Raw genomic sequence first — 25,247 nt, forward strand, 5'->3', positions numbered from 1 at the left:
CTGAAGCATATAAACGCCGGGCTGATTATTATTTTGCATGCGCTTTATCTCTTTTTGATAAATCTTATTGCGCTTGCCAATAATACACCCGCGCCACATCGCAACAGGAGCTCATTGTGGATAGCGCACAGAAAAAAGAAGAGATAGCATTAAAAATCCTACGTGAATTATTGCAATATCGACGTCGCCTCATCGCCGACGATGCTTCTCTGGCTGAAGAGGAGTGGCAGGTCACTCAGGTGCAATTGCCGCGCATTCGGGCATTCATTGAAAACGACCAGCGCATCGAATTCGTGCTGCCGGCTTTTCCGACCAAGTCACCCAACGCCAATAAAGTGATAGGCGCGGTGCCGGACATGGCGGAGCGGCTGTCGCTGATCTTCCTCAACTCGCTGTGCCAGCGCATTCAACTCTATTACCCGCCGGGCGCGCATATCGTTATCTGTTCCGACGGCCACGTGTTCGGCGATCTGATCCGCGTCAGCGACGAAGCGATCAACCATTATCAACGTGAGATTGAAAGCCTGCTGCATGAAGTGGGCGCAACCCACCTGAGCGTGTTCAACCTTGGCGATGTCAAAGGCCTGGCGGAGCATACCGATGACTACGATCTGCTGCGTCGGCTGTTGGTGGACGGTTATGCCGAATCGGAAGAGGCGATCAAGCGCCAGCTGATGCAGGACGAGCAGGGATTAATGCTGTATCGCGCCATCACGCGCTTCTTGTATGAAGACAGCCTCCTGCCGGGCTACAGCGGTTCCAACGCCGCGCTGCAAAAAGACGCCAAACGGCGCGCCTGCGGCGTTATCCAGCGCAGCTGGGCCTGGGGCAACCTGCTGGCCCAGCATTTCCCGGCGGCGATCCGCCTGTCGATTCACCCGCAGCCGGCCGACAGCCTGAAGATAGGCATCCACATGATGCCGACCAAAGACGACTGGCTGACGCCATGGCATGGCGTGGCGGCCAACGTGAACGGCCAGTTCGTGCTGATGAAGCGTAAAGACGCGCAGAGCCTGGACGGCGAGTTGGTTGAGATCCGCGGCACGCCGAGCCATTACCTGATCGAACAACCGCAGATGGCCTGAGGCCGCTGCATGCTTTTGCGCCCGAAATCCTGACGGGCGCCTTTTTGACGGCACGTGGCCGTGTGAGCAGCACATTCGATGCAAGGAGAATCACCATGAACAACCAACCGCTTAATTGCCACATTCAACCGAACACCCCGTTCGGCGCGATCCTGACGCCGCAGCATCCGGGGCAAAAGGTCAGCGAGCTGCCGGTGGCGGCGCTGCGAGCGCTGGCGCAGGAGCACCACTTGCTGGTGCTGCGCGGATTCGACTCCGGTTTCAGCGAGCCGGAAGTCCTGACTCGCTATGCCGAACAGTGGGGCGAGATCATGATGTGGCCGTTCGGTGCGGTGCTGGACGTGAAGGAACATCCGGACGCCAAGGATCATATCTTCGACAGCAGCTACGTCCCGCTGCATTGGGATGGCATGTATAAGCCGACCATCCCCGAGTTCCAGTTATTCCACTGCGTGGCGGCGCCGTCGCCGGACGAAGGCGGATGTACCACCTTCGTCGACACCACGCGCTTGCTGGCCAATGCGGACGAAGCGTTGCTGGAGCAGTGGCTGTCGGTGTCTATCACCTACCGCATCAAGCAGGTGGTGCATTACGGCGGCGAAGTCTGTTCGCCGCTGGTGGTGCAGCACCCGAACGGCAGAGGATTGATCATGCGCTACAATGAACCGCCGACGGAGGGAAAAAATTCCTCAACCAGCATGCGCTGGAATATCACGGCGTGCCGGCGCAGCAGCAGGAACAGTTCCACCGTACTCTGCAGCAGCACCTGTACGATCCGCGTCACTATTATGCCCACCAGTGGCAACAGGGTGACGTGGTGGTCGCGGACAACTTCTCGCTGCTGCACGGCCGCGAGGGCTTTACCGCCCGTTCCGCGCGTCATTTGCAGCGCGTGCATATTCAAAGCAATCCGGTGTGCGCCAATCTGGCGCTGAAGCCGGCCAACGCAGAAGCTTAAAAGGAGCATTATGGCAAGGATACTGATGGCGGCGGTCGCCACTCCGGGGCACGTCTACCCGATGTTAGCCATCGCTCGCCACCTGATCGCCCAAGGGCATCAGGTGCGGGTGATGACCGGCGCGCTGTTCCGCGAACGCGCCGAAGCGGCTGGGGCGAGCTTCGTGCCGTTCGACGCGCAGGTGGACTTCGACTATCGCCACCTGGAGGCGCATTTCCCCGAGCGCGCCGCGCTGCCGCCGGGCAATGCGCAGATGGCGCTGGCGCTGAAAGATTTCTTCGCCGCGCCGATCCCACTGTTGGATCGTCAGCTGCGTGCGGCCATCGCCGCCGAAAAGACCGATCTGCTGATGGTGGAGAACTGCTTCTACGGCGTGCTGCCGCTGCTGCAGTCCGCCGAACGGCCGCCGGTCTTCGGGATCGGCGTCACGCCGCTGTCGTATTCTTCGCGCGACGCCATTTTCTATGGCCCGCGTATCCCGCCGGCGCTGCTGCCGCGGGCGCTGACCCGCGAGCAATTGGTGGATGAAGCGACGCGGGTGTTGCTTGATGAGGTGCAGCAAAGCTTTGATGCCGCGCTGGTGCAAGCGGGCGGGCGGCCGCTGAATCGCCCGTTTACCGATGCGCTGATCGGCGGCTGCGAGCGTTTCCTGCAGTTGGCCACCACGGCGCTGGAATATGAGCGCGAGGACCTGCCGAGCGGCGTGCGCTTCGTCGGGCCGCTGCGCAGCGGTGGTCAACCGGCCGCGGAAGAGGCGCTGTGGGAGGAGGACGATCGTCGGCCGCTGGTGATCGTGTCTCAGGGCACGCTGGCCAATGTCGATCTGCATCAGCTGATCGTGCCGACGCTGCAGGCGCTGGCGCATCTGCCGGTGCGGGTGTTGGCCACCACCGGCGGGCGGGCGACCGAAGGGCTGATGGACGCATTGCCGGACAACGCCCGAGTGCGGGCGTTTATCTCCTTCGAACACTGGTTGCCGCAGGCGGCGCTCTTGATCACCAACGGCGGTTACGGCTCGATCAACTATGCGCTGGACAGCGGCGTGCCGCTGATTGTCGCCGGCACCGGTGAGGACAAGCTGGAGGCGGCCGCGCGCGTGGTGGCCGCCGGTTGCGGCATCAGTCTGCATACCAGCACGCCAAGCGCGGAACAAATACTGGCGGCAGCGACGCGCATTCTGCAACAGCCGATCTATCGCCGGCGCGCGGCGCTGGTGCAGGAGGACTATGCTCGCCACGATGCGCTGACGGCGATAGCCAACGAAGTGGCCGCCATTACCGCTTGACCCCGCCGCACTCCGTTCCTCAGGCGCCGTTTTCGGCGCCTTTTTTCTGCATTTTTTTGCAATGAAAACTGCATGATTATGTACAATCGTCGCAGGCCGCCAAATCGGTTGAATGTTAATCTCACGACAGCGCCGCTGATGAAAGAAGCGCAATATCATAATTTTCTAATTATGAAATGAATCCTCTGGCGGCGCCGCAGCGGGGCAGTTACCCTGAATCGATAGGTTAATGGGATACGCGTTACATCAAGAAGAGAGCAAGCATGAAAGATTCACAAATCCGCATTGCGATTGCGGGCGCCGGCGGCCGGATGGGCCGTCAATTGATCCAGGCGGTGCAGCAGGCGGAAGGCGTGGTGTTGGGGGCGGCGCTGTCGCGCCCGGGCTCGAGCCTGGTCGGCGTTGATGCCGGCGAGCTGGCGGGCATCGGCGCGCTGGGCGTCAAGGTGAGTGACAGTCTGGATAAAGTGGCGAGCGAGTTCGATATTTTGATCGACTTCACCCGTCCTGAAAGCACCCTGGGCTACCTGGAATTTTGCGTGGCGCACCATAAGGCGATGGTGATCGGCACCACCGGCTTCGATGACGCCGGCAAACAGGCGATCCGCGATGCGGCGCAGCATATCGGCATCGTGTTTGCCGCCAACTTCAGCGTCGGCGTCAATCTGGTGCTGAAACTGCTGGAGAAGGCCGCGCAGGTCATGGGCGACTATACCGATATCGAAATCGTTGAGGCGCACCACCGGCACAAAGTGGATGCGCCGTCGGGCACGGCGTTGGCCATGGGCGAAGCGATCGCCGGCGCGCTGGGGCGCGATCTGAAAAGCTGCGCGGTCTATGCGCGCGAAGGCCATACCGGCGAGCGCGATCCGAAGAGCATCGGCTTCGCCACCATTCGCGCCGGCGACATCGTCGGCGAGCACACCGCGATGTTCGCCGACATCGGCGAGCGGGTGGAAATCACCCACAAGGCCTCCAGCCGCATGACTTTCGCCAGCGGCGCGGTGCGCGCGGCTTCCTGGCTGCGGAGTCGGGATAAAGGTCTATTTGATATGCGTGACGTGCTGAGTTTGGACCGGATATAACTAAACTGAATACCATCGTGATGTGGTTGTGTTGATCATAATGCTATGATAATAGGGCAATAATTTTATTGTCCTTTTTTTAACATGATAAATATCGTTTTGATGTTGTTTCATTGTCAAGGCTGGTATTTGTTTATGTTTACCTTGCTAATTATCTGCTTTTTTTCCACCGTCGGCTTTTTTAGCGTCTTTTTTGGTCCATTCCGACGCCGTTTTCCGTCATTCCTCCCCGCAACCGTTTTCCAGCCCCGGTTTTCTGTGTTTTTATGGCAGCTCAAGCCGCTTGGGCATCGAGAACTGCAAAAAATAAAAACAAAAAATGGCGGTTTGGGTAGACAAGCGGAACACTCATCATTAAAATGCGCCCAATTTGCCAAAAATTGGCCTCGCGGACGGTTTTTGCATTGATTTAGATCGCGATATCTGAATTAATATGCAAATATTGTGATTGATTATTCCTCGGAGGATGTTTTGATAAAGTCAGCGCTATTGGTTCTGGAAGACGGAACCCAATTCCACGGTCGGGCCATCGGGGCAGAGGGAACGGCAGTGGGGGAAGTGGTCTTCAATACGTCGATGACCGGTTATCAAGAAATCCTCACTGATCCTTCCTATTCCCGCCAGATCGTTACTCTTACTTATCCTCATATCGGCAATGTCGGCACCAATGCTTCCGACGAAGAATCCTCCGCAGTACACGCCCAAGGCCTCGTCATTCGTGACCTCCCGCTGATCGCCAGCAACTACCGCAGTGAAGAAAGCCTGTCCGACTACCTCAAGCGTCACAACATCGTGGCGATCGCCGATATCGATACCCGTAAGTTGACTCGCCTGCTGCGCGAAAAAGGCGCCCAGAACGGCTGCATCGTCGCCGCCGATTCGCCGGATGCCGCGCTGGCTCTGGCCAAGGCGCAAGGCTTCCCGGGGTTGAAGGGCATGGATTTGGCGAAAGAGGTCACCACTCAAGAGGCCTACAGCTGGCAGCAAGGCAGCTGGACGCTTGAAGGCGACCTGCCGGAAGCCAAAACCGCCGCGGAACTGCCGTTCCACGTGGTGGCTTACGACTACGGTGCCAAGCGCAACATCCTGCGCATGCTGGTGGATCGCGGCTGCCGCCTGACCGTGGTGCCGGCGCAGACCCCGGCCGACGAGGTGCTGAAAATGAATCCGGACGGTATCTTCCTGTCCAACGGCCCGGGCGATCCGGAGCCGTGCGACTACGCCATCGCCGCCATCAAGCAGTTCCTGGAAACCGACATTCCGGTGTTCGGCATCTGTCTGGGTCACCAGCTGCTGGCGCTGGCCAGCGGGGCGAAAACCATGAAGATGAAGCTAGGCCACCACGGCGGCAACCACCCGGTGAAGGATCTGGACAACAACACGGTGATGATCACCGCGCAGAACCACGGCTTCGCCGTCGATGAAAACGACCTGCCGGCGAATCTGCGCGTGACGCACAAATCGCTGTTCGACCACACGGTGCAGGGCATTCACCGCACCGACAAGGCGGCGTTCAGCTTCCAGGGGCACCCGGAAGCCAGCCCAGGCCCGCACGACGCCGCGCCGCTGTTCGATCACTTTATCGAACTGATTGAGACTTACCGTTCTAACGCCAAATAATCAGGAGCAGTAAAAAATGCCAAAACGTACAGACATAAAAAGCATCCTGATCCTCGGCGCTGGCCCGATTGTTATCGGCCAGGCGTGTGAGTTCGACTACTCGGGCGCCCAGGCGTGTAAAGCGCTGCGCGAAGAGGGCTACCGCGTCATTCTGGTCAACTCCAACCCGGCGACCATCATGACCGACCCGGAAATGGCCGATGCGACCTACATTGAGCCGATCCACTGGGAAGTGGTGCGCAAGATCATCGAAAAAGAGCGTCCGGATGCGGTTCTGCCGACCATGGGCGGCCAGACGGCGCTGAACTGCGCGCTGGAGCTGGAGCGTCAGGGCGTGCTGGCCGAGTTCGGCGTCACCATGATCGGCGCGACCGCCGATGCCATCGACAAGGCCGAAGACCGCCGCCGTTTCGACGTGGCGATGAAGAAAATCGGTTTGGATACCGCGCGTTCCGGCATCGCGCACACCATGGAAGAAGCGCTGGCGGTAGCCGCTGACGTCGGCTTCCCGTGCATCATCCGTCCTTCCTTTACCATGGGCGGCACCGGCGGCGGCATCGCCTACAACCGCGAAGAGTTCGAAGAGATCTGCGAACGCGGTCTGGACCTGTCGCCGACCAACGAGCTGCTGATCGACGAATCGCTGATCGGTTGGAAAGAGTACGAGATGGAAGTGGTGCGTGATAAGAACGACAACTGCATCATCGTTTGCTCCATCGAAAACTTCGACGCCATGGGCATCCACACCGGCGACTCGATCACCGTTGCGCCGGCCCAGACCCTGACCGACAAGGAATACCAAATCATGCGCAACGCCTCGATGGCGGTGCTGCGTGAGATCGGCGTTGAAACCGGCGGCTCCAACGTGCAGTTCTCGGTTAACCCGAAAACCGGCCGCCTGATCGTCATCGAGATGAACCCGCGCGTGTCGCGCTCTTCGGCGCTGGCGTCGAAAGCCACCGGCTTCCCGATCGCCAAGATCGCCGCCAAACTGGCGGTGGGCTATACCCTCGATGAGCTGATGAACGACATCACCGGCGGCCGCACCCCGGCGTCGTTCGAGCCGTCCATCGACTACGTCGTGACCAAGATCCCGCGCTTCAACTTCGAGAAGTTCGCCGGCGCCAACGATCGCCTGACTACCCAGATGAAGTCGGTCGGCGAAGTGATGGCCATCGGCCGCACTCAGCAGGAGTCGCTGCAGAAAGCGCTGCGCGGTCTGGAAGTGGGCGCCACCGGCTTCGATCCGAAAGTGAGCCTGGACGATCCGGAAGCGCTGACCAAAATCCGCCGCGAGCTGAAAGACGCCGGTTCCGACCGCATCTGGTACATCGCCGACGCCTTCCGCGCCGGTCTGTCGGTCGACGGCGTCTTCAACCTGACCAACGTCGATCGCTGGTTCCTGGTGCAGATTGAAGAGCTGGTGCGCCTGGAAGAGCAGGTGGCAGAAGCGGGCATCAACGGCCTGGACAAAGACTTCCTGCGCACGTTGAAGCGCAAGGGCTTCGCCGATGCGCGTCTGGCCAAGCTGGCCGGCGTCGCCGAGAGCGAAATTCGCAAGCTGCGCCACAGCCACGGCCTGCACCCGGTGTACAAGCGCGTGGATACCTGCGCGGCGGAATTCGCTACCGACACCGCCTACATGTACTCCACCTATGAAGAAGAGTGCGAGTCCAACCCGACCAACGACCGGCCGAAAGTGATGGTGCTGGGCGGCGGGCCGAACCGTATCGGCCAGGGCATCGAGTTCGACTACTGCTGCGTGCACGCTTCGCTGGCGCTGCGTGAAGATGGCTACGAGACCATCATGGTCAACTGCAACCCGGAAACCGTCTCCACCGACTACGACACCTCGGACCGCCTGTACTTTGAGCCGGTGACCCTGGAAGACGTGCTGGAAATCGTGCGCATCGAGAAACCGAAAGGCGTTATCGTGCAGTACGGCGGCCAGACCCCGCTGAAGCTGGCGCGCGAGTTGGAAGCCGCAGGCGTGCCGATCATCGGCACCAGCCCGGACGCCATCGACCGTGCCGAAGACCGCGAACGCTTCCAGCAGGCGGTCAACCGCTTGGGCCTGAAGCAGCCGGCCAACGCCACCGTCACTGCCATCGAGCAGGCGGTCGAGAAGGCGGCGGGCATCGGTTATCCGCTGGTGGTGCGTCCTTCCTACGTGCTGGGCGGCCGGGCGATGGAAATCGTCTATGACGAAACCGACCTGCGCCGCTACTTCCAGACCGCGGTCAGCGTGTCCAACGATGCGCCGGTGTTGCTGGATCGCTTCCTGGACGATGCGGTGGAAGTGGACGTCGATGCTATCTGCGACGGCGAGCGCGTGCTGATTGGCGGCATCATGGAGCACATCGAGCAGGCGGGCGTGCACTCCGGCGACTCCGCGTGTTCGCTGCCGGCGTACACCCTGAGCCAGGAAATTCAGGACGTGATGCGTCGCCAGGTGGAGAAACTGGCGTTCGAGCTGCAGGTGCGCGGCCTGATGAACGTGCAGTTCGCGGTGAAGGACAACGAAGTTTATCTGATTGAAGTCAACCCGCGCGCCGCGCGTACCGTGCCGTTCGTGTCCAAAGCGACCGGCGTGCCGCTGGCCAAAGTGGCCGCGCGCGTGATGGCGGGCAAAACGCTGGTTGAACAGGGCGTGACCGAAGAGATCATCCCGCCGTACTACTCGGTGAAAGAAGTGGTGCTGCCGTTCAACAAATTCCCGGGCGTCGACCCGATTTTGGGGCCGGAAATGCGCTCTACCGGGGAAGTGATGGGCGTGGGCCGCACCTTCGCGGAAGCTTTCTCCAAAGCGATGCTGGGCAGCAACTCGGGCATGAAGAAACAGGGCCGCGCGCTGCTGTCGGTGCGCGAAGGCGACAAGGCTCGCGTGGTCGATTTGGCCGCCAGCCTGCTGAAGCAGGGCTTCGAGCTGGACGCGACCCACGGCACCGCGGTGGTGCTGGGCGAAGCGGGCATCAACCCGCGCCTGGTCAACAAGGTGCACGAAGGGCGTCCGCACATTCAGGACCGTATCAAGAACGGCGAGTACACCTACATCGTCAACACCACGGCAGGCCGTCAGGCGATTGAGGACTCCAAGCTGATTCGCCGCAGCGCCCTGCAGTACAAGGTGCACTACGACACTACGCTGAACGGCGGCTTCGCCACCGCGATGGCGCTGAAAGCGGATCCGACCGAGCAGGTGACATCGGTGCAGGAAATGCACGCGCGTATTGGTAAGTAACCGCGCGCGAACGCTACGCCAGGGCGCTGCAGATGCAGCGCCCTTTTTTATTCAGTGAATTTGTAGGCTGGCGTTAAAAATTTCCGCTATCAATCAGTGGGCAAACTGTCACTCTGTGTGATTGGTATATGCTTGGTGTATTGGCAAGGAACGAAGGAACGACGATAACAATGATTCTGATAATTTATGCTCACCCGTATCCCCGGCATTCGCATGCCAATCACCGCCTGCTGCAGGCGGTGAGGGATCTTCCCGAGGTGGAGGTGCGCTCGCTGTATGAGCTGTACCCCGATTTCAATATCGATATCAACGCCGAGCAACAGGCGCTGGAGCGCGCCGACATGGTGGTGCTGCAGCATCCGATGCAGTGGTACAGCTTCCCACCGCTGTTGAAGCTGTGGATCGACAAAGTGCTGGAGCACGGCTGGGCCTATGGCCACGACGGCAACGCGCTGGTGGGCAAAGACTGCCTGTGGGCGGTGACCAGCGGTGGTGACGAGCACCATTTCGAACTGGGCGATTTTCCCAACTTCGCCGCGCTGGCGCAGCCGCTGCAGGCCACGGCGATTTATTGCGGCATGAACTGGCAGCCGTACTTCGCCCTGCACAACACCTTTACCTGCAACGAACCGGCGCTGATCGCCGCCGGCGAAGCCTACCGGCAGCGGTTGGTCGACTATCTGATGGAACATGCCGAAGCGGAAACCCGGGAGGCCAGCCATGGATAACCACCACATGATGATCGAGGGGCTGATCTATCTCGGTTCCGCCGCGCTGTTCGTGCCGATTGCGGTGCGCCTGGGGCTGGGTTCGGTGCTCGGTTACCTGATCGCCGGCTGCATTATCGGTCCCTGGGGGCTGAAGCTGGTGTCGGATGCCGAGTCTATCCTGACCTTCGCCGAGATCGGCGTGGTACTGATGCTGTTTATCATCGGCCTGGAGCTGGATCCCAAGCGGCTGTGGACGCTGCGCGCCTCGGTGTTCGGCGGCGGCAGCATTCAGATGGTGGGCTGCGGCCTGGCGCTGAGCGCCTTCTGCTACTTCCTCGGCCTCAACTGGAAGGTGGCGCTGCTGATCGGTTTGACGCTGGCGCTCTCATCCACCGCCATCGCCATGCAGGCGATGAGCGAACGCAATTTGACGCCGTCGCCGATCGGCCGCAGCGCGTTTGCGGTGCTGCTGTTCCAGGATATCGCGGCGATCCCGCTGGTGGCGATGATCCCGCTGCTGGCCAGCAGCGGCGCCACCACGACGCTGGGCGCTTTCGTACTGTCGGCGGCCAAAGTGGTGGGCGCGTTGACGATGGTGGTGCTGCTTGGCCGCTACGTCACCCGCCCGCTGCTGCACTTCGTCGCCCGTTCGGGCATGCGCGAGGTGTTCAGCGCCGTGGCGCTGTTCCTGGTGTTCGGCTTTGGCATCCTGCTGGAGATGGCCGGGTTGTCGATGGCGATGGGGGCGTTCCTCGCCGGGGTGCTGTTGGCGAGCTCGGAATACCGCCACGCGCTGGAGAGCGATATTCAGCCGTTCAAAGGGTTGCTGCTGGGGCTGTTTTTCATCGGCGTCGGCATGTCGATCGACTTCGGCACGCTGTTCCATCATCCGTTGCTGATCGCCTCGTTGCTGCTGGGCTTTATGCTGATCAAGGCGGCGTTGCTGTGGCTGATCGGCCCGCTGCTCGGGGTGCCGAAGCGCCAGCGCGGCCTGTTCGCCATTCTGCTGGGGCAGGGCAGTGAGTTCGCCTTCGTGATCTTCAGCGCCGCGCAGCTGGCCGGCGTCTTGCCGGTTGAATGGGCCAAGTCGCTGACGCTGGCGGTGGCGCTGTCGATGGCGGCCACCCCGCTGCTGTTGGTGATCGCCGCGCAGCTGGAGAAAAATGTGCCGAAAGAGGATCGCCCGGCTGATGTCATTGATGACGAGAACGCCAGCGTGATCATCGCCGGCTTCGGCCGTTTCGGCCAGATCGCCGGTCGTTTACTGTTGGCCAACGGCGTGCACACCGTGGTATTGGATCACGATCCGGACCATATCGAAACGCTGCGTAAATTTGACACCAAGGTGTTCTACGGCGACGCCACGCGCGCCGATCTGCTGGAGGCGGCCGGCGCCGCTCACGCCAAGGTGCTGATCAACGCCATCGACGATGTGGAGGACAGCCTGGCATTAACCGAGCTGGCCAGGCAGCACTTCCCGCATCTGAAAGTGGTGGCACGGGCGCGCGACGTCGATCATTGGTATCAGTTGCGGCAGCTGGGGGTGGAAAAACCGGAGCGCGAAACCTTCGAAAGCTCGCTGCGCGTCGGCCGTGAAACGCTGGAGCTGCTGGGGCTGGACGCCTATGAGGCGCGCGAGAAAGCGGACACTTTCCGCCGCTATAACCTGAAGATGCTGGAAGATACGCTGGATAATTACCAGGATACTGAATTCCGTATCGCCAGCCTGCAGCGGGCCAAGGAGATGCTCAGCGCGGCCATCGAGCAGGATCAGAATCGGCTGGCGCGGGTGCAGCAGACCGGCTGGCGCGGCAGTATCGACGGCAAGGCGCCGGAAGACGAAGTGGTGGAAGCCAAAGGATAAGGGGAGGGGCGCCGTGATGGCGCCCCTTTTTTGCTTAGCTCAGCGCGACCTTGATGCCTAAGGCGATTAACATGCCGCCCAGCAATTTGTCGACGATCTTCTGCGTCTTTTCCAGCCCGCGGCGCACCGGCCCGCTCTGGATCAAAAACACCAGCAGCGGCCACCAGATGACCGACAGGCCGAGAATAATCCCCGCGTACCACAGCTTGTCACCCAGACCGGAATCGATCTGCAACACCTGGGTGAAGACCGCCAGGAAGAACAGGGTGGCTTTCGGGTTCAGCAGGTTGCACAGGTAGCCTTGCGCAAAGGCGCTCTTCAGGCTGACCTGTTGCTGCGGCAGATTGCTGACGTTCATTTTGCCGCCGCCGCGCGACAGCAGCGCCTGGATGCCGATCCACACCAGATAGACCGCCCCGGCGTATTTCAGCAGGTTGAACAGCCACGGCGTGGTGGTGATCACCACCGCCAGCCCGGCGACGCAGTAGGACATGTGGGTGGCGACGCCGCAGATCACGCCGAAGGCGGTCATCATGGCGGCCAGACGCGGGTAGCGGGCGGCGTTTTTGATCACCAGGAAAAAATCCGGGCCGGGGGAAAGCATGCCGAGGGCGGCAATGCCGGCGACAAACAGTGACGTTTCAAGCATGGGAGGCGTCTCGCGCAAAAGGCAGCATGTTGGCGATAATAACGCCGCTTCCTCTGATGCGCATCAACCCAATGAGGTATTGTTAGGCTCTATGATAATAATTCATCTATCGCCAGCGACGGAGCACCATGCAGCAGACTACCGCCACAGACAGGCCGGATCCGCACCGGCAACAGCGTGAAATCACCCGCTTGTGCATTCAATGCGCGCTGCTGCTGTTGCAGCACGGCGCCGAGAGCACGGTGGTGGAGCAGTTGTCCACCCGCCTGGGGTTGGCGCTGGGGATGGACAGCGTGGAAAGTTCAATCTCCGCCAATGCGGTGGTGTTGACCACCCTCAGCCACGGCGCCTGCCTGACTACGACCCGCAAGAATGTCGATCGCGGCATCAATATGCAGGTGGTGACGGAAGTGCAGCATATCGTGATCCTCGCCGAGCATCACCTGGCGGATACGCACGACGTGGCGCGGCGCTTCGAAAAGATCCGGCCGCTGCGCTATCCGCGCTGGCTGGTGGTGCTGATGGTGGGGTTGTCCTGCGGGTGTTTCAGCATGCTCAACGGCGGCGGCGGCGACGCCTTCCTGGTGACCTTTATCGCCAGCGGCGCGGCGATGCTGGTGCGCCAGATCCTCACCGCCCGCCATATGAATCCGCTGATCAATTTTTGCCTGACGGCGTTTGTCGCTACGTCGATATCCGGGCTGCTGCTGCGCCTGCCGGTGTTTAAAGAGACCTCGAGCGTGGCGATGGCCGCCAGCGTGCTGCTGCTGGTGCCGGGCTTCCCGCTGATCAACGCGGTGGCCGACATGTTCAAGGGGCACGTCAACACCGGGTTGGCGCGCTGGGCGATGGCCAGCCTGTTGACGTTGGCGACCTGTATCGGCGTGGTGATGGCGATGTCGCTGTGGGATCTGCGGGGGTGGTCATGAGTCTGCTGTGGGCATTGTTGCAGGAGATGCTGTTGGCGGCGGTGCCGGCGCTGGGCTTCGCCATGGTGTTCAACGTGCCGCTGCGCGCGCTGCGCTATTGCGCGTTGCTTGGGGCAATCGGGCGCGGCTCGCGCATGCTGATGATGCACGTGGGCATGAACATCGAGTGGGCGTCGCTGCTGGCGGCGATCCTGATCGGCATCATCGGTATCTATTGGTCGCGCTGGCTGTTGGCGCATCCGAAGGTGTTCACCGTGGCGGCGGTGATCCCGATGTTCCCCGGCATTTCCGCCTATACCGCGATGATAACTGTGGTGGAGATCTCGCATCTGGGCTACAGCGAGGCTTTGATGGAGACCATGATCACCAACTTCCTCAAGGCCAGTTTCATCGTCGGCGCGTTGTCGATCGGCCTGTCGTTACCGGGCCTGTGGTTGTACCGCAAACGCCCCGGCGTGTGAAATTCCCCGGCAAAAGAACGTTGGTTATTAGATATGCTGATAAGAGCTATCTTATATATTCATCTTGCTTGATTAGCCTATCGACGGCACTCAGGCCTTTACGTATAGTGTCACCAATTTTGCTGCCTACACAGGGTTAAACAATGATTATCAGCCTGATCGCTGCCTTGGCGGCGGATCGCGTTATTGGCATGGAAAACGCCATGCCGTGGCACCTGCCGGCGGACCTTGCGTGGTTTAAACGCAACACGTTGAATAAGCCGGTTATTATGGGCCGCAAGACCTTCGAGTCCATCGGCCGCCCGCTGCCGGGCCGTCACAATATCGTTTTGAGCAGCCGCCCGGGCAATGCCGCCGGGGTGACCTGGGTGACCTCGCTGGATGAGGCGCTGGCCGCCGCGGGTGAGGTGGAAGAAGTGATGGTGATCGGCGGTGGGCGCATTTATACCCAGTTGCTGCCGCGCGCCGATCGCCTGTACCTGACACACATCGACGCCGAAGTCGGCGGCGATACTCACTTCCCGGATTACGAGCCGGACGAGTGGGAAACCACGTTCAGCGAATTCCACGACGCCGACGATCTGAACTCGCATAGCTACTGCTTCGAAATCCTGCAGCGCCGCTGATCTCAGCGCGTTAGCCAGTCATCCCCGGGGGCGCAAGCAATTGCGCCCCCGGTCTTTTTGCGCCGGTCATTCGTAACCTTTCCGTCACATTACCTGATTAGTATGAAGCCCAACTCCGAGCGCCACGGCAACTCTGGTGAATCTTGACCGCGGCGCCATAACTAAAAAGGTAACCACGTTATGACCAAGCAAATTGAGCAATTAGACGCCGACCGCCTGATCGATCCCACTCGCCGCAAGCTGCTGCTCGGCAGCGCCGGCGCCGTCGGCCTGGCCGGTTTTCTCGGCGGCGGCATCTGGTCGGTCTCCGCCGAGGCGTTAGCCGAGGATCTGCCGCCGAACACGCTGCTGGGCTTCCGGGGCATCGCCGCGTCTACCGCCGATGAAGTGACGATAGCGCCAGGCTACCGCGCCGAGGTACTGATCTCCTGGGGCGAGCCGCTGGTGGACGGCGCGCCGGCCTTCGATCCGCAGGGCAACAACAGCGCCGCCGATCAGGAAAAACAGTTTGGCGACAACAACGATGGCATGAGCTTCTTCCCTATCGATGACAATCACGGCGTGATGGCCATCAATAACGAATACGTTAACGAGCAGTACCTGTTCGCCCACGGCGGCGCCAAGGCCACCAGCCTGGAAGAGGTGCGCAAATCGCAGGCGGCGCACGGCGTCTCCATTGTCGCGGTCAAGCGGGTCGGCGACGGCCAGCGCTGGGAGGTGGAACGCCCGTCGCGCTATAACCGCCGCATCACCGCCAACAGCGAGATGCAATTCAGCGGCCCGGCCGCCGGACATCCGCTGTTGCAGACCGCCGCCGATCCGAGCGGCCGCAAGGTGCTGGGCACCTTCGGCAACTGCGCCAACGGCAAGACGCCGTGGGGTACCTACCTGACCTGCGAGGAAAACTTCGACACCTATTTCGGCACCCGTCAGGCCGATTATCGCACCACGCCGGAACAGAAGCGCTACACGCTGAAGGCCAGCGAACCGGAACGCAACTGGCCGGACTATGACGAGCGTTTTGATGTGGCGAAGAATCCCAACGAATTCAACCGTCACGGCTGGATTGTCGAGATCGATCCGTTGAATCCGACCTCGACGCCCATCAAGCACACCGCGCTCGGCCGTTTCAAACATGAAAACGCGGCGGTGACCGTGGCCAAAGACGGCCGTCTGGTGGTGTATATGGGCGACGACGAGCGCGGCGAACATATCTATAAGTACGTCTCCAAAGGCGTGGTCGACGCCGCCAATCCGGCCAACAATCGTACGCTGCTGGATGAGGGGACGCTGTACGTGGCGCAGTTCGACGGCGATGAAGCCGGCACGCCGCTGAAGGGCAAAGGGCGCTGGATTGCGCTTGAGTTCGGCAAGAACGGCCTGACGCCGGAGAACGGTTTCCGCGATGAGGCCGAAGTGCTGATCTTCGCCCGCAAGGCGGCGCAGCAGGTCGGCGCCACCAAAATGGATCGCCCGGAGTGGATCGCGGTGAACCCGCATGACGGGCGCGCGTACTGCACGCTGACCAACAACAGCAAGCGCGGCGAGGAAGGGATGCCGTTGAACGCCGCCAACCCGCGACCGAACAATATCTACGGCCAAATCATTCGCTGGGACGAGGGCGGCGACGCCACCGCCGACGTCTTCGCCTGGGACATCTATGCGCTGTGCGGCAACCCGATTGCCCACCCCGAAGGCGTCAACCGCGGCACGCCGAACATCACGGCGGAAAATACCTTCAACAGCCCGGACGGGCTGGGTTTCGATCGCGCCGGCCGTCTGTGGATCCTCACCGACGGCAAGTACAGCAACAAGGGCGATTACGTCGGGCAGGGCAACAACCAGATGCTGGTGGGCGATCCGGTCAGCGGCGAGATCCGCCGTTTCATGGTGGGGCCGAAGTCCTGCGAACTGACCGGCATCACCTTCACCCCGGACTACAAGACGATGTTCGTCAACGTACAGCATCCCGGAGAAGAAGGCGATTCGCACTTCCCGAACAACAGCCCGCGCCCGCGTTCATCGGTGTTGATGATCACGCGTGAAGATGGCGGAGTGATTGGGGCGTAAGGTGGCAATACAGAACAAAGGCGGCCACCGGGCCGCCTTTATCGTTTCAGGATGCGGCTAATCTGCCGGCGTGGTCAGGCGCTTCGCCGCGATTGGCGGGCTGCGTGAAGTAACGGCGGTCTTCCCAGCGCAGCATCGTCAGATCGCCGCCCCAGCAGCAGCCGGTATCCAGCCCGATCACGCCCTCCGGCGTGCCCTTGCCTTCCAGCGAGGCCCAGTGGCCGAAGATGATGGTGTATTCCGGGTCCACCAGGCGCGGCAGCTCGAACCACGGTTTCAGCGGCGCCGGCGCGCTGCCCGGCGCATCTTTGCAGATCATGTCAAGCTGGCCGTTGGGGAAGCAGTAGCGCATGCGCGTCAGCGCATTGGTGCTGAAACGCAGGCGCGCCAGGCCGCTCAGCTCCGGCGCCCAGTTGTTCGGCATGTCGCCGTACATGGCGTCGAGGAACAGCGGATAGCTGTCGCTGCTCAATACCGCCTCCACTTCGCGAGCGCACATTTTCGCGGTGTCGATGTCCCACTGCGGGGTGATGCCGGCGTGGGCCATCACCAGTTTTTGCTCATCATCCACCTGCAGCACCGGTTGGCGGCGCAGCCAGTTGATCAGCTCGTCGGCGTCCGGCGCTTCCAGCAGCGGCGTGATGCGATCTTTGGGTTTGTTGCGGCTGATGCCGGCGTAAACCGCCAGCAGGTGCAGATCGTGGTTGCCCAGCACCATGCGCACCGCCGGGCCGAGCGAGCGCACATAGCGCAGCACGTCCAGCGAGGCGGGGCCGCGCGCCACCAGATCGCCGGTCAGCCACAGTTGATCGCGCTCGGGATCGAACGCAACCTGAGCCAGCAGCGACTTCAGTTCATCGAAACAGCCGTGAACGTCGCCGATAAGGTATGTCGACATAATTAATGGATCAGCGTTGGAATGGCTAAGCGGAACACGGGAATAGCGGTGCGGAACGGCTGACCCTGATGGTCAACCATTTCGTAATGGCCTTCCATGGTGCCCAGCGGTGTTTCCAGAATGGCGCCGCTGGTGTACTGAAACTCTCCACCGGGCGGAATGACGGGCTGTTCGCCGATCACGCCTTCGCCCTGGACTTCGGTTTGGCGGCCGTTGCTGTTGGTGATCAGCCAGTAACGGCCCAGCAGTTGCACGTTGGTCCGCCCCAGATTGCGGATGGTAATGGTATAGGCGAAGACGTAACGCTCTTCTTCAGGGATCGACTGTGATTCCACATAGATGCTCTGAACCTGAATACACACGCGGGGCGAATCAATCATGACAACAACTCCTTATTGCTGCGGCGCCGGATTGGCTGACAGCCAGTTCGCCAGCTTGCAGTACTGCGCCACAGAAATATTCTCTGCTCTGAGCGAAGGATCGACGCCCAGCTCCGTCAGCTGCTCCGGCGTGAACAGATCGCCCAGGCTATTGCGGATGGTTTTCCGCCGCTGGTTGAACGCCTGCGTGGTGATGCGGCTCAGCATGCGCACGTCGCCCACCGGGTTCGGCAGCTCGGTGTGCGGGACCAGGCGCACCACGGCGGAATCGACCTTCGGCGGCGGCGCGAACGCGGTCGGCGGCACTTCCAGCACCGGGATGACGTTGCAGTAGTACTGCGCCATCACGGTTAAACGCCCGTAGGCCTTGCTGTTAGGGCCGGCCACCAGACGGTTGACCACCTCTTTCTGCAACATAAAGTGCATGTCGCGGATTGCCTGAGTATAGCTGAAAAGGTGGAACATCAGCGGCGTCGAAATATTGTACGGCAGGTTACCAAATACGCGCAGCGGTTGGCCAGCCTCCTCGGCCAGTTCGGCGAAATTCACCGTCATGGCGTCCTGCTGGCGGATGGTCAGCTTGTCTTTCAGCTGCGGGTGATTCTCCAGCCGAGTGGCCAGATCGCGGTCCAGTTCGATCACCGTCATGCGGTCCATGCGTGCGCCGACCGGTTCGGTCAAGGCGCCGAGGCCGGGGCCGATCTCGACCACCGCTTCGCCCGGCTGCGGGTGAATGGCGGAGACAATGCTATCGATGACAAACTGATCGGTTAAAAAGTTTTGTCCAAAGCGTTTGCGGGCAAAGTGCCCTTGGTGGACTCTGTTATTCATTACAATTAATTATCATTTTAATGGCGAGATTCAGGGCCGTTTGGAAACTGCCGACATCGGCGGTGCCGGTGCCGGCCAGTTCCAGAGCGGTACCGTGGTCGACCGAGGTGCGTATGAAAGGCAAACCGAGGGTGATATTCACCGCGCGGCCGAACCCTTGGTATTTTAGCACCGGCAGCCCCTGATCGTGATACATCGCCAGCACCGCATCGGCATCTTGCAGATATTTGGGCTGGAACAGGGTGTCCGCCGGCAGCGGGCCGACAAGATGGATACCGTCAGCGCGCAGCGCGTCGAGCGCCGGGATGATGGTGTCTATCTCTTCGCGCCCCATATGGCCGCCTTCCCCGGCGTGGGGATTCAGACCGCAGACGTAAATGTGCGGCTGGGCGATGCCAAATTTGGTTTTCAGATCGTGGTCGAGGATGCGAATGACTTCGAACAGGCTCTGCTGCGTGATGGCGCCCGGTACCGCCAGCAGCGGCAGGTGGGTGGTCGCCAGCGCCACGCGCAGCTCTTCGGTCGCGAGCATCATCACCACGCGATCGCAGCGGCTGCGATCGGCAAAGAATTCGGTATGGCCGATAAACGGCACGCCGGCGTCGTTGATCACGCCCTTGTTCACCGGGCCGGTGATCAGCGCAGCGAATTCGCCGTTCAGGCAACCGTCGCAGGCGCGTGCCAGGGTTTCCACCACGTAGGCGCTGTTGCCGACGTTCAGTTCACCGGCGGTAACCGGCTGAGCGAGCGGCACCGGCAGCACGGTCAGCGTGCCGGCGCGTTGCGCCTCGGCCGGCTGCTGCGGCTGGTAGTCGCGCAGCGTCAGCGGCAGGTCCAAACGCTTGGCGCGTTCAAGCAACAGGGCCGGATCGGCGCACACCACCAGCTCAACAGGCCAATCCTGTTGCGCCAGGGCGGCTACCAAATCCGGCCCCACCCCGGCGGGTTCGCCGGGGGTAATGACGACGCGTTTATTGCTGTGCATCGCTGCCATCGAGGATCTTCACGTAAGCCTGGGCGCGCTGTTCCTGCATCCAGGTCTGCGCCTCTTCGGCGAACTTACGGTTGAACAGCATGCGGTAAGCGCGATCTTTCTGCGCGGCGTCGGTCTTATCCACCTGACGGGTATCCAGCAGCTGAATCAGGTGCCAACCGAAGGAAGAGTGCACCGGCGCGCTGATCTCACCTTTGCTCAGCTTGAGCAACGCATCGCGGAAGGCGGGATCGTAGATGTCCGGGGAAGCCCAGCCCAGATCGCCGCCCTGCATGGCGGAACCCGGATCCTGCGACAGCTGTTTGGCTTCGTCGGCAAACTTGGCGCGGCCGCTCTTGATCGCTTCCGCCACGGATTGCAGTTTGGCGCGCGCCTGGTCGTCGGTCAGCACCACCGAAGGTTTCAGCAGGATGTGACGGGCGTGCACTTCGGTGACCGACACCGACTGGCTGGCGCCGCGGATGTCGTTGACTTTCAGGATGTGGAAGCCGACGCCGGAACGGATTGGGCCGACGACGTCACCTTTCTTGGCGCTGACCAGGCGTTCAGCGAACAGGGTCGGGATCTCTTGCAGCTTGCCCCAGCCCATGTTGCCGCCTTTCAGCGCCTGAGAGTCGGCGGAGTAAGTGATCGCCAGCTTGCCGAAGTCGGCGCCGCTGTTGATCTCGCCCACCAGGCGTTTGGCCAGCTCTTCGGCTTTGTCGACCTGCTGCTGCGACGGGTTCTCCGGCAGCGGGATCAGGATGTGGCTGATGTTCATTTCGGTGTCGCTGCCGTTCTGCGCGCCCACCTGTTTGGCCAGCGCGTCCACTTCCTGCGGCAGGATGGTGACGCGGCGGCGCACTTCGTTGTTGCGCACTTCGGAGATCAGCATCTCTTTGCGGATCTGCGCGCGGTAGGTGTTGTAGTTCAGCCCTTCGTACGACAGGCGGCTGCGCAGCTGATCTACGCTCATGCGGTTCTGCGCGGCGATGTTGGCGATCGCTTTGTCCAGATCGGCGTCGGAGACGGTGATGCCCATTTTCTTGGCCATCTGCAGCTGGATGTTATCCATGATCAGGCGTTCGATGATCTGATGGCGCAGCGTCTTGTCGTCCGGCAGTTGCTGACCGGCCTGCTGGGCGTTGAGCTTCACCGACTGCAACAGTCCGTTGACGTCGCTTTCGAGTACCACGCCGTTATCCACGACGGCGGCGACTTTATCCACTTCTTGGGGTGCTGCGAACGCGGCATTGGCGCAAACCACCAATCCGAGAATAAGCGTTCTCCAGTTCTTCATACATTTCCCATTATGTAATCCGCAAATGCGGGTGAAAGTTCTCGTTTTCAAAGTGTTGCAAAGCGTCAGAATGCGCGCTGATACGGCAGAATGCCGGAGCGCAGCATTTCTGCGGAGCCGAGACTATGATCGCTGCTCAGGCCGCGCAGTTCGACGTTGAACGAAACTCTGTTGTCGTAAACGCTGGTATTGTTGCTGTTGTTCCAGTCGGTGATCTTGCGCTCATAGCCCAGCGTCACCGCCCAGCAGCAGGTGTTGTACTTCAGCCCCACCAGCTGATCGGCGGATTGTTTGGCGCGGGTGTCGTAGTAGTACGCCCCGACCACCGCCCAACGATCGGCGATCGGCCAGCTGCCGGTGATGCCCACCTGCGAGATGCCGTCCTGGAAGGCCGGAACCGTTTTGGTGTTCAACGCCGTCTGGATATATTCCGGCGTGGCGTAACGGTAGTTCAGCTGCACTACGCGCTCGGCATCCTGGCGGTATTCCACCACGCCGTTGCCCAGCGAGACGCTGTTCAGGCGGGTGTCGTACTGCAGGCCGCCGCGCAGGCCCCAACGATCGTCGATTTTCCAATAGGTATCGCCGGCCCAGGCCACGCTGCCGGTATCGTCGTTGTTGTCGTACCCGGTTACCCGATCGCCGGTGCGCGAACGGCTGAAGTAGTAGATTTGACCCACGGAAGCGTTAAAACGTTCAACCAGCGCGTCATCATAAATGCGGGTGGTCAAACCGGTAGACACGCGGTTCTGCGAAGCGATGCGATCCAGGCCGCTGTAGGTGCGATCGCGGAACAGGCCGGAGTAGTCGGTCTGCAGCAGCGTGGTGTCGTAGGTGTAGATGTTGCTCTGGTCGCGGTACGGCACGTACAGGTACTGCACGCGCGGCTCCAGCGTCTGGGTGGCGCCTTCGGCCCAGATCATCGGCCGCTCGAACACCAGCTTGCCGTCGACTTTGAACTGCGGCAGTACGCGGTTGACCGAATCATCGAGCTCCGGCGCGGCAGCGTTTTTGCGGCTCTGGTAGTTGGCGGCGAAACCGTCAGGAATATCCTGCTGGTAATGGGTCGCCATCACCTTGGCTTCGGTGTTCAGGCTGGCCCAGCCGTTGGTGAGCGGCAGACTCAGCGTCGGTTCCATATGCAGACGGGTGGCGTCCGGGCTGTATGGGTTGACGCTGGTGAACTTGGCCGCCTGGCCGTAAATATGGAAGTCGAACGGACCGAGGTCGTTCTTGTAGTAGTTCAGATCCAGCTGCGGCTGGACTTTATACGAGTCCGACTGTGAGCGATCGGTATCGTCGTAAATCTGGAACTGCTTGGAGCTCAGCGTGGCGTTCCAGTTTTCGTTGGCGTAGCCGAGGCTAAATTTCTGCGTGGCGTAGCCGTCGGTGGTGGAGCCGTATTTGGAGTCCAGATCGGTGAAGTACTTGGAATCGCTGACCTTGGTGTAATCGACGTTGAAGCGCCACACCTGATCCATAACGCCGTTGTGGTTCCAGTAGAACAGCCAGCGTTTGTTGTCGTCATGATCTTTGCCGTATTCCTTATCGTCCGGCAACCAGTCGAACTCCATCAGGCCGAGGCCCGGCTGCACCAGATAACGGAACTCGGTCTGCCACTGCAGGCCGCGCTTGGACATATAGTGCGGGGTAATGGTGGCGTCGTAGTTCGGCGCGATGTTCCAGTAATACGGCAACATGAACTCGAAGCCGTTGTTGCTGCCGTACTTGGCGTTCGGGATCAGGAAGCCGGAACGGCGCTTGTCGCCGACCGGCAGCTGCAGGTACGGGCTGTAGAACACCGGCACGCCACCGATGCGGAAGCGGGCGTTCCATATTTCCGCCACCTGCTCTTCGCGATCGTGGATCACTTCGGAACCGACCACGCTCCAGCTGTCGTCGCCCGGCAGACAGGAGGTAAAGGTGCCGTTTTCCAGGATGGTGTAACGGTTGGCGCCGCGCATTTTCATCTTGTCGGCGTCGCCACGCCCCTGACGGCCTACCATCTGGTAGTCGCCTTCATAGACGTCGGTATCTTTGGTATTCAGGTTAGACCAGGCCTTCGGGCCTTTCAGTTTGATCTGATTGTCGCTGTAGTGCACGTCGCCGGTGGCGGTGACGGTACGCACCGGTTCCGTCTGGCCGGGGTTTTGCGTCTGATTCAGCTCAACTTCTTTGGCGGTCAGGGTGCTGTTGCCCTGCTCGATATGCACGTTGCCGCTGAACAGGGCGCTTTTCGGGTAGTCGGCGCGCGAGTCATCGGCATTGATGGTCACCGGCTGGCTGTTCGGATCGCCGCTGACCAAAGGCTTGTCGTAAACAGGAACGCCAAGCATGCATTGCTCGGCCAGATCAGCCAGCGCATGCTGACTGTAGAGTGCCGTCCAAATCATCGTGGCCAGCAGTGTTGGGAAACTTTTTTTCATACGCGGTTTTGGTGTTCCGTCATCAGAGGCGTCGTGTCCGGCAAACGGTCAGAGACTATATTACTCATCTGCGTTGCGCTAGTGCTAAATCCAGCCGTTTACTTGCGTCGTCGTTAGGCGCAAAGATAAATGACAGGTATGATAATCCAAATTCTAGGAAAAATCGCCTGCGCCCTTTCCTGAAACGGAGGAGAGCGGGCGGCTTTCGGCATGATAATTGAGGAGTATATGCAGTATTGGGGAAAACTGCTCGGCGTCATCGTCGCCATCTGGTCTGGCGCGGGATTCTGGGGTGTAGTTCTGGGGCTGATTATCGGTCATATGATCGATACGGCGCGCAGCAACAAGCGCAGCCGGGGGTTTTTCACCGACCAGCAAACGCGGCAAACGCTGTTTTTCCGCACCACTTTTCAGGTTATGGGCCACCTGACCAAATCCAAAGGACGCGTCACCGAGGCGGATATCCAGATCGCCAGCCTGTTCATGGATCGCCTGCAGCTGCACGGCGAAGCCCGCACTGCGGCACAGCAGGCGTTCCGCGAGGGCAAACAGAGCCAGTTCCCGCTGCGTGAGACGCTGCAGCAGTTCCGCAGCATCTGTTTCGGCCGCTTCGATCTGATTCGGATGTTTCTGGAAATTCAGATTCAGGCGGCGTTCGCCGACGGCTCGCTGCACCCGAACGAACGTCAGGTGCTGTATGTCATCGCCGAAGAGCTGGGCATTTCGCGCGCGCAGTTCGATCAGTTCCTCAGCATGATGGAGGGCGGGCGTCAGTTCGGCGGCGGTCAGCAGGGCGGGTATTCGCAAGGCGGTTATCAGCAGGCTCAGCGCGGCCCGACGCTCGACGATGCGTGCAAGGTGCTCGGCGTGCGCAGCAGCGACGATGCCGCCACCATCAAACGCGCCTACCGCAAGCTGATGAGCGAACACCATCCGGATAAGCTGGTGGCGAAAGGCTTGCCGCCGGAGATGATGGAAATGGCCAAGCAGAAAGCGCAGGAGATCCAGGCGGCGTACGACCTGATCAAACGCGAGAAAGGTTTTAAATAACGATACCCGTCATACTTCGAGCTGCAGGTGTGTTGGCTGCCCGCGCTTACCCCGGTCACGTACTTTTTGTACGCTCCCGGGGCTGCGCTTAGTTGCCGCCTTCCTGCAACTCGAATTATTTAGGGTATCTCAGGGTGATGAGCTCAGAAATCCGGCTCGGCGCGAAAGTGCATCGGCGTCTGGAAGGCGGGGTGGGTGATGCGCAGCTCTTGCGCATGCAGCTGCAGCCGCGGCGCCATCGCTTTGGCTTCCGGCGGGGCGTAGAAACCGTCGCCGAGGATCGGGTGTCCCAGCGCCAGCATGTGCACCCGCAGCTGATGCGAGCGGCCGGTGATCGGCGTCAGCTTCACGCGGGTGCTGCCGTCGGCGTCGCGCGACAGCACCAGATATTCCGTCTGCGCCGCTTTGCCGGTGTCAAAACACACCTTTTGCAGCGGCCGGTTCGGCCAGTCGCAGATCAGCGGCAAATCCACCAACCCTTCGTCATGCGCCATATGCCCCCAAACGCGGGCGATATAAGATTTCTTCGGTTCGCGTTCGCGGAACTGACGCTTCAGCTCACGCTCGGCGGCCTTGTTGAGCGCCACCACGATCACCCCGCTGGTGGCCATATCCAGCCGGTGCACCGATTCGGCGGCCGGATGATCGGCCTGAATGCGGGTCATCAGGCTGTCTTTGTTTTCCGGCGCGCGGCCGGGCACCGACAGCAAGCCGCTGGGCTTGTTGACCACCATGATGTGTTCATCCTGATACAGGATGTGCAGCGGGTCCTGCGGGGGATTGTAGGGTTCCATCTTGGCTCCGCG

21 protein-coding genes and 1 pseudogene are annotated in these 25,247 nt (G+C 60.9%); 14 read left to right on the plus strand and 8 right to left on the minus strand.

What is annotated here, in order from left to right; translation table 11 throughout:
• The first annotated feature begins 116 nt into the window (after positions 1-116).
• The 8 genes and pseudogenes from pvcA (at position 117) to kefC (ending at position 11,848) form a co-directional block, all read left to right on the plus strand.
• Positions 117-1,085, plus strand: coding sequence for an L-tyrosine isonitrile synthase (pvcA, locus tag SERRSCBI_RS03235; RefSeq protein WP_042783668.1), 969 nt, complete (start codon positions 117-119; stop codon positions 1,083-1,085).
• Between the two features lie 95 nt (positions 1,086-1,180).
• Positions 1,181-2,043: pseudogene (locus SERRSCBI_RS03240) on the plus strand (TauD/TfdA dioxygenase family protein).
• A 25-nt stretch (positions 2,044-2,068) separates the two neighbouring features.
• Positions 2,069-3,328 carry a glycosyltransferase gene (locus SERRSCBI_RS03245; RefSeq protein WP_042783669.1) on the plus strand — a complete coding sequence of 420 codons (1,260 nt, stop codon included), beginning with the start codon at positions 2,069-2,071 and terminating at the stop codon, positions 3,326-3,328.
• Between the two features lie 263 nt (positions 3,329-3,591).
• Positions 3,592-4,413 carry a 4-hydroxy-tetrahydrodipicolinate reductase gene (gene dapB / locus SERRSCBI_RS03250; protein WP_042783670.1) on the plus strand — a complete coding sequence of 274 codons (822 nt, stop codon included), beginning with the start codon at positions 3,592-3,594 and terminating at the stop codon, positions 4,411-4,413.
• Between the two features lie 471 nt (positions 4,414-4,884).
• A complete protein-coding gene (carA, locus tag SERRSCBI_RS03255) occupies positions 4,885-6,033 on the plus strand; it encodes a glutamine-hydrolyzing carbamoyl-phosphate synthase small subunit (RefSeq protein WP_071883584.1) in 1,149 nt (382 codons plus the stop codon).
• Positions 6,034-6,049: 16 nt separating this feature from the next.
• Positions 6,050-9,274, plus strand: a complete 3,225-nt coding sequence (gene carB, locus SERRSCBI_RS03260; RefSeq protein ID WP_025301533.1) for a carbamoyl-phosphate synthase large subunit — start codon at positions 6,050-6,052, stop codon at positions 9,272-9,274.
• Positions 9,275-9,444: 170 nt separating this feature from the next.
• The gene (gene kefF / locus SERRSCBI_RS03265; RefSeq protein ID WP_033641826.1) at positions 9,445-10,002 is read left to right on the plus strand and encodes a glutathione-regulated potassium-efflux system oxidoreductase KefF; all 558 of its coding nucleotides are present in this window, start codon (positions 9,445-9,447) and stop codon (positions 10,000-10,002) included.
• Positions 9,995-11,848: a glutathione-regulated potassium-efflux system protein KefC gene (kefC, locus tag SERRSCBI_RS03270; protein WP_042783671.1), complete on the plus strand. Its 1,854-nt coding sequence runs from the start codon at positions 9,995-9,997 to the stop codon at positions 11,846-11,848. Before kefF ends, kefC begins: the two co-directional genes overlap by 8 nt.
• 34 nt (positions 11,849-11,882) lie before the next feature.
• Here kefC and SERRSCBI_RS03275 read toward each other — a convergent pair whose 3' ends face one another.
• Positions 11,883-12,497: a LysE family translocator gene (locus SERRSCBI_RS03275; RefSeq protein WP_015376619.1), complete on the minus strand. Its 615-nt coding sequence runs from the start codon at positions 12,495-12,497 to the stop codon at positions 11,883-11,885.
• A 128-nt stretch (positions 12,498-12,625) separates the two neighbouring features.
• On the opposite strand from SERRSCBI_RS03275, the gene SERRSCBI_RS03280 reads away from it, so the two are divergent.
• The 5 genes from SERRSCBI_RS03280 (at position 12,626) to SERRSCBI_RS03295 (ending at position 16,583) form a co-directional block, all read left to right on the plus strand.
• Positions 12,626-13,426: a threonine/serine exporter ThrE family protein gene (locus SERRSCBI_RS03280; protein ID WP_042783672.1), complete on the plus strand. Its 801-nt coding sequence runs from the start codon at positions 12,626-12,628 to the stop codon at positions 13,424-13,426.
• Complete coding sequence (locus SERRSCBI_RS03285; protein WP_033651687.1) at positions 13,423-13,887, plus strand: threonine/serine exporter; 465 nt, start codon at positions 13,423-13,425, stop codon at positions 13,885-13,887. The genes SERRSCBI_RS03280 and SERRSCBI_RS03285 overlap by 4 nt, the downstream gene beginning before the upstream one ends.
• Before the next feature lie 143 nt (positions 13,888-14,030).
• Positions 14,031-14,513: a type 3 dihydrofolate reductase gene (gene folA / locus SERRSCBI_RS03290; protein ID WP_033637073.1), complete on the plus strand. Its 483-nt coding sequence runs from the start codon at positions 14,031-14,033 to the stop codon at positions 14,511-14,513.
• 223 nt (positions 14,514-14,736) lie between these two features.
• Positions 14,737-14,835, plus strand: coding sequence for an MYXO-CTERM sorting domain-containing protein (locus SERRSCBI_RS25320; RefSeq protein ID WP_225735559.1), 99 nt, complete (start codon positions 14,737-14,739; stop codon positions 14,833-14,835).
• 65 nt (positions 14,836-14,900) lie between these two features.
• Positions 14,901-16,583: a PhoX family phosphatase gene (locus tag SERRSCBI_RS03295; protein ID WP_368442253.1), complete on the plus strand. Its 1,683-nt coding sequence runs from the start codon at positions 14,901-14,903 to the stop codon at positions 16,581-16,583.
• A gap of 46 nt (positions 16,584-16,629) precedes the next feature.
• Here the strand turns inward: SERRSCBI_RS03295 and apaH are convergent, their stop codons facing one another.
• The 6 genes from apaH to lptD form a co-directional block, all read right to left on the minus strand.
• Positions 16,630-17,481, minus strand: a complete 852-nt coding sequence (gene apaH, locus SERRSCBI_RS03300; RefSeq protein WP_033641832.1) for a bis(5'-nucleosyl)-tetraphosphatase (symmetrical) ApaH — start codon at positions 17,479-17,481, stop codon at positions 16,630-16,632.
• 2 nt (positions 17,482-17,483) lie between these two features.
• Positions 17,484-17,861 (minus strand): Co2+/Mg2+ efflux protein ApaG, encoded by a 378-nt coding sequence (gene apaG, locus SERRSCBI_RS03305; protein ID WP_015376624.1) that lies wholly within the window; start codon positions 17,859-17,861, stop codon positions 17,484-17,486.
• 12 nt (positions 17,862-17,873) lie between these two features.
• Positions 17,874-18,692 (minus strand): 16S rRNA (adenine(1518)-N(6)/adenine(1519)-N(6))-dimethyltransferase RsmA, encoded by an 819-nt coding sequence (gene rsmA / locus SERRSCBI_RS03310; protein ID WP_033641833.1) that lies wholly within the window; start codon positions 18,690-18,692, stop codon positions 17,874-17,876.
• Complete coding sequence (gene pdxA / locus SERRSCBI_RS03315) at positions 18,685-19,686, minus strand: 4-hydroxythreonine-4-phosphate dehydrogenase PdxA (RefSeq protein WP_369795897.1); 1,002 nt, start codon at positions 19,684-19,686, stop codon at positions 18,685-18,687. The genes rsmA and pdxA overlap by 8 nt, the downstream gene beginning before the upstream one ends.
• Positions 19,664-20,965 carry a peptidylprolyl isomerase SurA gene (gene surA / locus SERRSCBI_RS03320; RefSeq protein WP_033641834.1) on the minus strand — a complete coding sequence of 434 codons (1,302 nt, stop codon included), beginning with the start codon at positions 20,963-20,965 and terminating at the stop codon, positions 19,664-19,666. The genes pdxA and surA overlap by 23 nt, the downstream gene beginning before the upstream one ends.
• 65 nt (positions 20,966-21,030) lie before the next feature.
• Positions 21,031-23,391 carry an LPS assembly protein LptD gene (gene lptD / locus SERRSCBI_RS03325; protein ID WP_021505352.1) on the minus strand — a complete coding sequence of 787 codons (2,361 nt, stop codon included), beginning with the start codon at positions 23,389-23,391 and terminating at the stop codon, positions 21,031-21,033.
• A gap of 228 nt (positions 23,392-23,619) precedes the next feature.
• On the opposite strand from lptD, the gene djlA reads away from it, so the two are divergent.
• Positions 23,620-24,441: a co-chaperone DjlA gene (gene djlA / locus SERRSCBI_RS03330; RefSeq protein WP_025301546.1), complete on the plus strand. Its 822-nt coding sequence runs from the start codon at positions 23,620-23,622 to the stop codon at positions 24,439-24,441.
• A 143-nt stretch (positions 24,442-24,584) separates the two neighbouring features.
• On the opposite strand, the gene rluA is transcribed toward djlA, so the two are convergent.
• Positions 24,585-25,235: a bifunctional tRNA pseudouridine(32) synthase/23S rRNA pseudouridine(746) synthase RluA gene (gene rluA, locus SERRSCBI_RS03335; protein ID WP_033641835.1), complete on the minus strand. Its 651-nt coding sequence runs from the start codon at positions 25,233-25,235 to the stop codon at positions 24,585-24,587.
• Between the last annotated feature and the right edge of the window lie 12 nt (positions 25,236-25,247).

This window comes from Serratia sp. SCBI, from assembly GCF_000747565.1.
In the GTDB taxonomy this organism is placed as follows: Bacteria; Pseudomonadota; Gammaproteobacteria; order Enterobacterales; family Enterobacteriaceae; genus Serratia; species Serratia ureilytica.

Coding starts and splice junctions, on each gene's coding strand:
- kefC (WP_042783671.1), top strand. CDS start 9,995: ATGGATAACCACCACATGATGATCGAGGGGCTGATCTATCTCGGTTCC.
- SERRSCBI_RS03275 (WP_015376619.1), bottom strand. CDS start 12,497: ATGCTTGAAACGTCACTGTTTGTCGCCGGCATTGCCGCCCTCGGCATG.
- SERRSCBI_RS03245 (WP_042783669.1), top strand. CDS start 2,069: ATGGCGGCGGTCGCCACTCCGGGGCACGTCTACCCGATGTTAGCCATC.
- apaG (WP_015376624.1), bottom strand. CDS start 17,861: ATGATTGATTCGCCCCGCGTGTGTATTCAGGTTCAGAGCATCTATGTG.
- rsmA (WP_033641833.1), bottom strand. CDS start 18,692: ATGAATAACAGAGTCCACCAAGGGCACTTTGCCCGCAAACGCTTTGGA.
- folA (WP_033637073.1), top strand. CDS start 14,031: ATGATTATCAGCCTGATCGCTGCCTTGGCGGCGGATCGCGTTATTGGC.
- surA (WP_033641834.1), bottom strand. CDS start 20,965: ATGAAGAACTGGAGAACGCTTATTCTCGGATTGGTGGTTTGCGCCAAT.
- lptD (WP_021505352.1), bottom strand. CDS start 23,391: ATGAAAAAAAGTTTCCCAACACTGCTGGCCACGATGATTTGGACGGCA.
- apaH (WP_033641832.1), bottom strand. CDS start 17,481: ATGTCGACATACCTTATCGGCGACGTTCACGGCTGTTTCGATGAACTG.
- carB (WP_025301533.1), top strand. CDS start 6,050: ATGCCAAAACGTACAGACATAAAAAGCATCCTGATCCTCGGCGCTGGC.
- djlA (WP_025301546.1), top strand. CDS start 23,620: ATGCAGTATTGGGGAAAACTGCTCGGCGTCATCGTCGCCATCTGGTCT.
- rluA (WP_033641835.1), bottom strand. CDS start 25,235: ATGGAACCCTACAATCCCCCGCAGGACCCGCTGCACATCCTGTATCAG.
- dapB (WP_042783670.1), top strand. CDS start 3,592: ATGAAAGATTCACAAATCCGCATTGCGATTGCGGGCGCCGGCGGCCGG.
- kefF (WP_033641826.1), top strand. CDS start 9,445: ATGATTCTGATAATTTATGCTCACCCGTATCCCCGGCATTCGCATGCC.
- SERRSCBI_RS03285 (WP_033651687.1), top strand. CDS start 13,423: ATGAGTCTGCTGTGGGCATTGTTGCAGGAGATGCTGTTGGCGGCGGTG.
- SERRSCBI_RS03280 (WP_042783672.1), top strand. CDS start 12,626: ATGCAGCAGACTACCGCCACAGACAGGCCGGATCCGCACCGGCAACAG.
- pdxA (WP_369795897.1), bottom strand. CDS start 19,686: ATGGCAGCGATGCACAGCAATAAACGCGTCGTCATTACCCCCGGCGAA.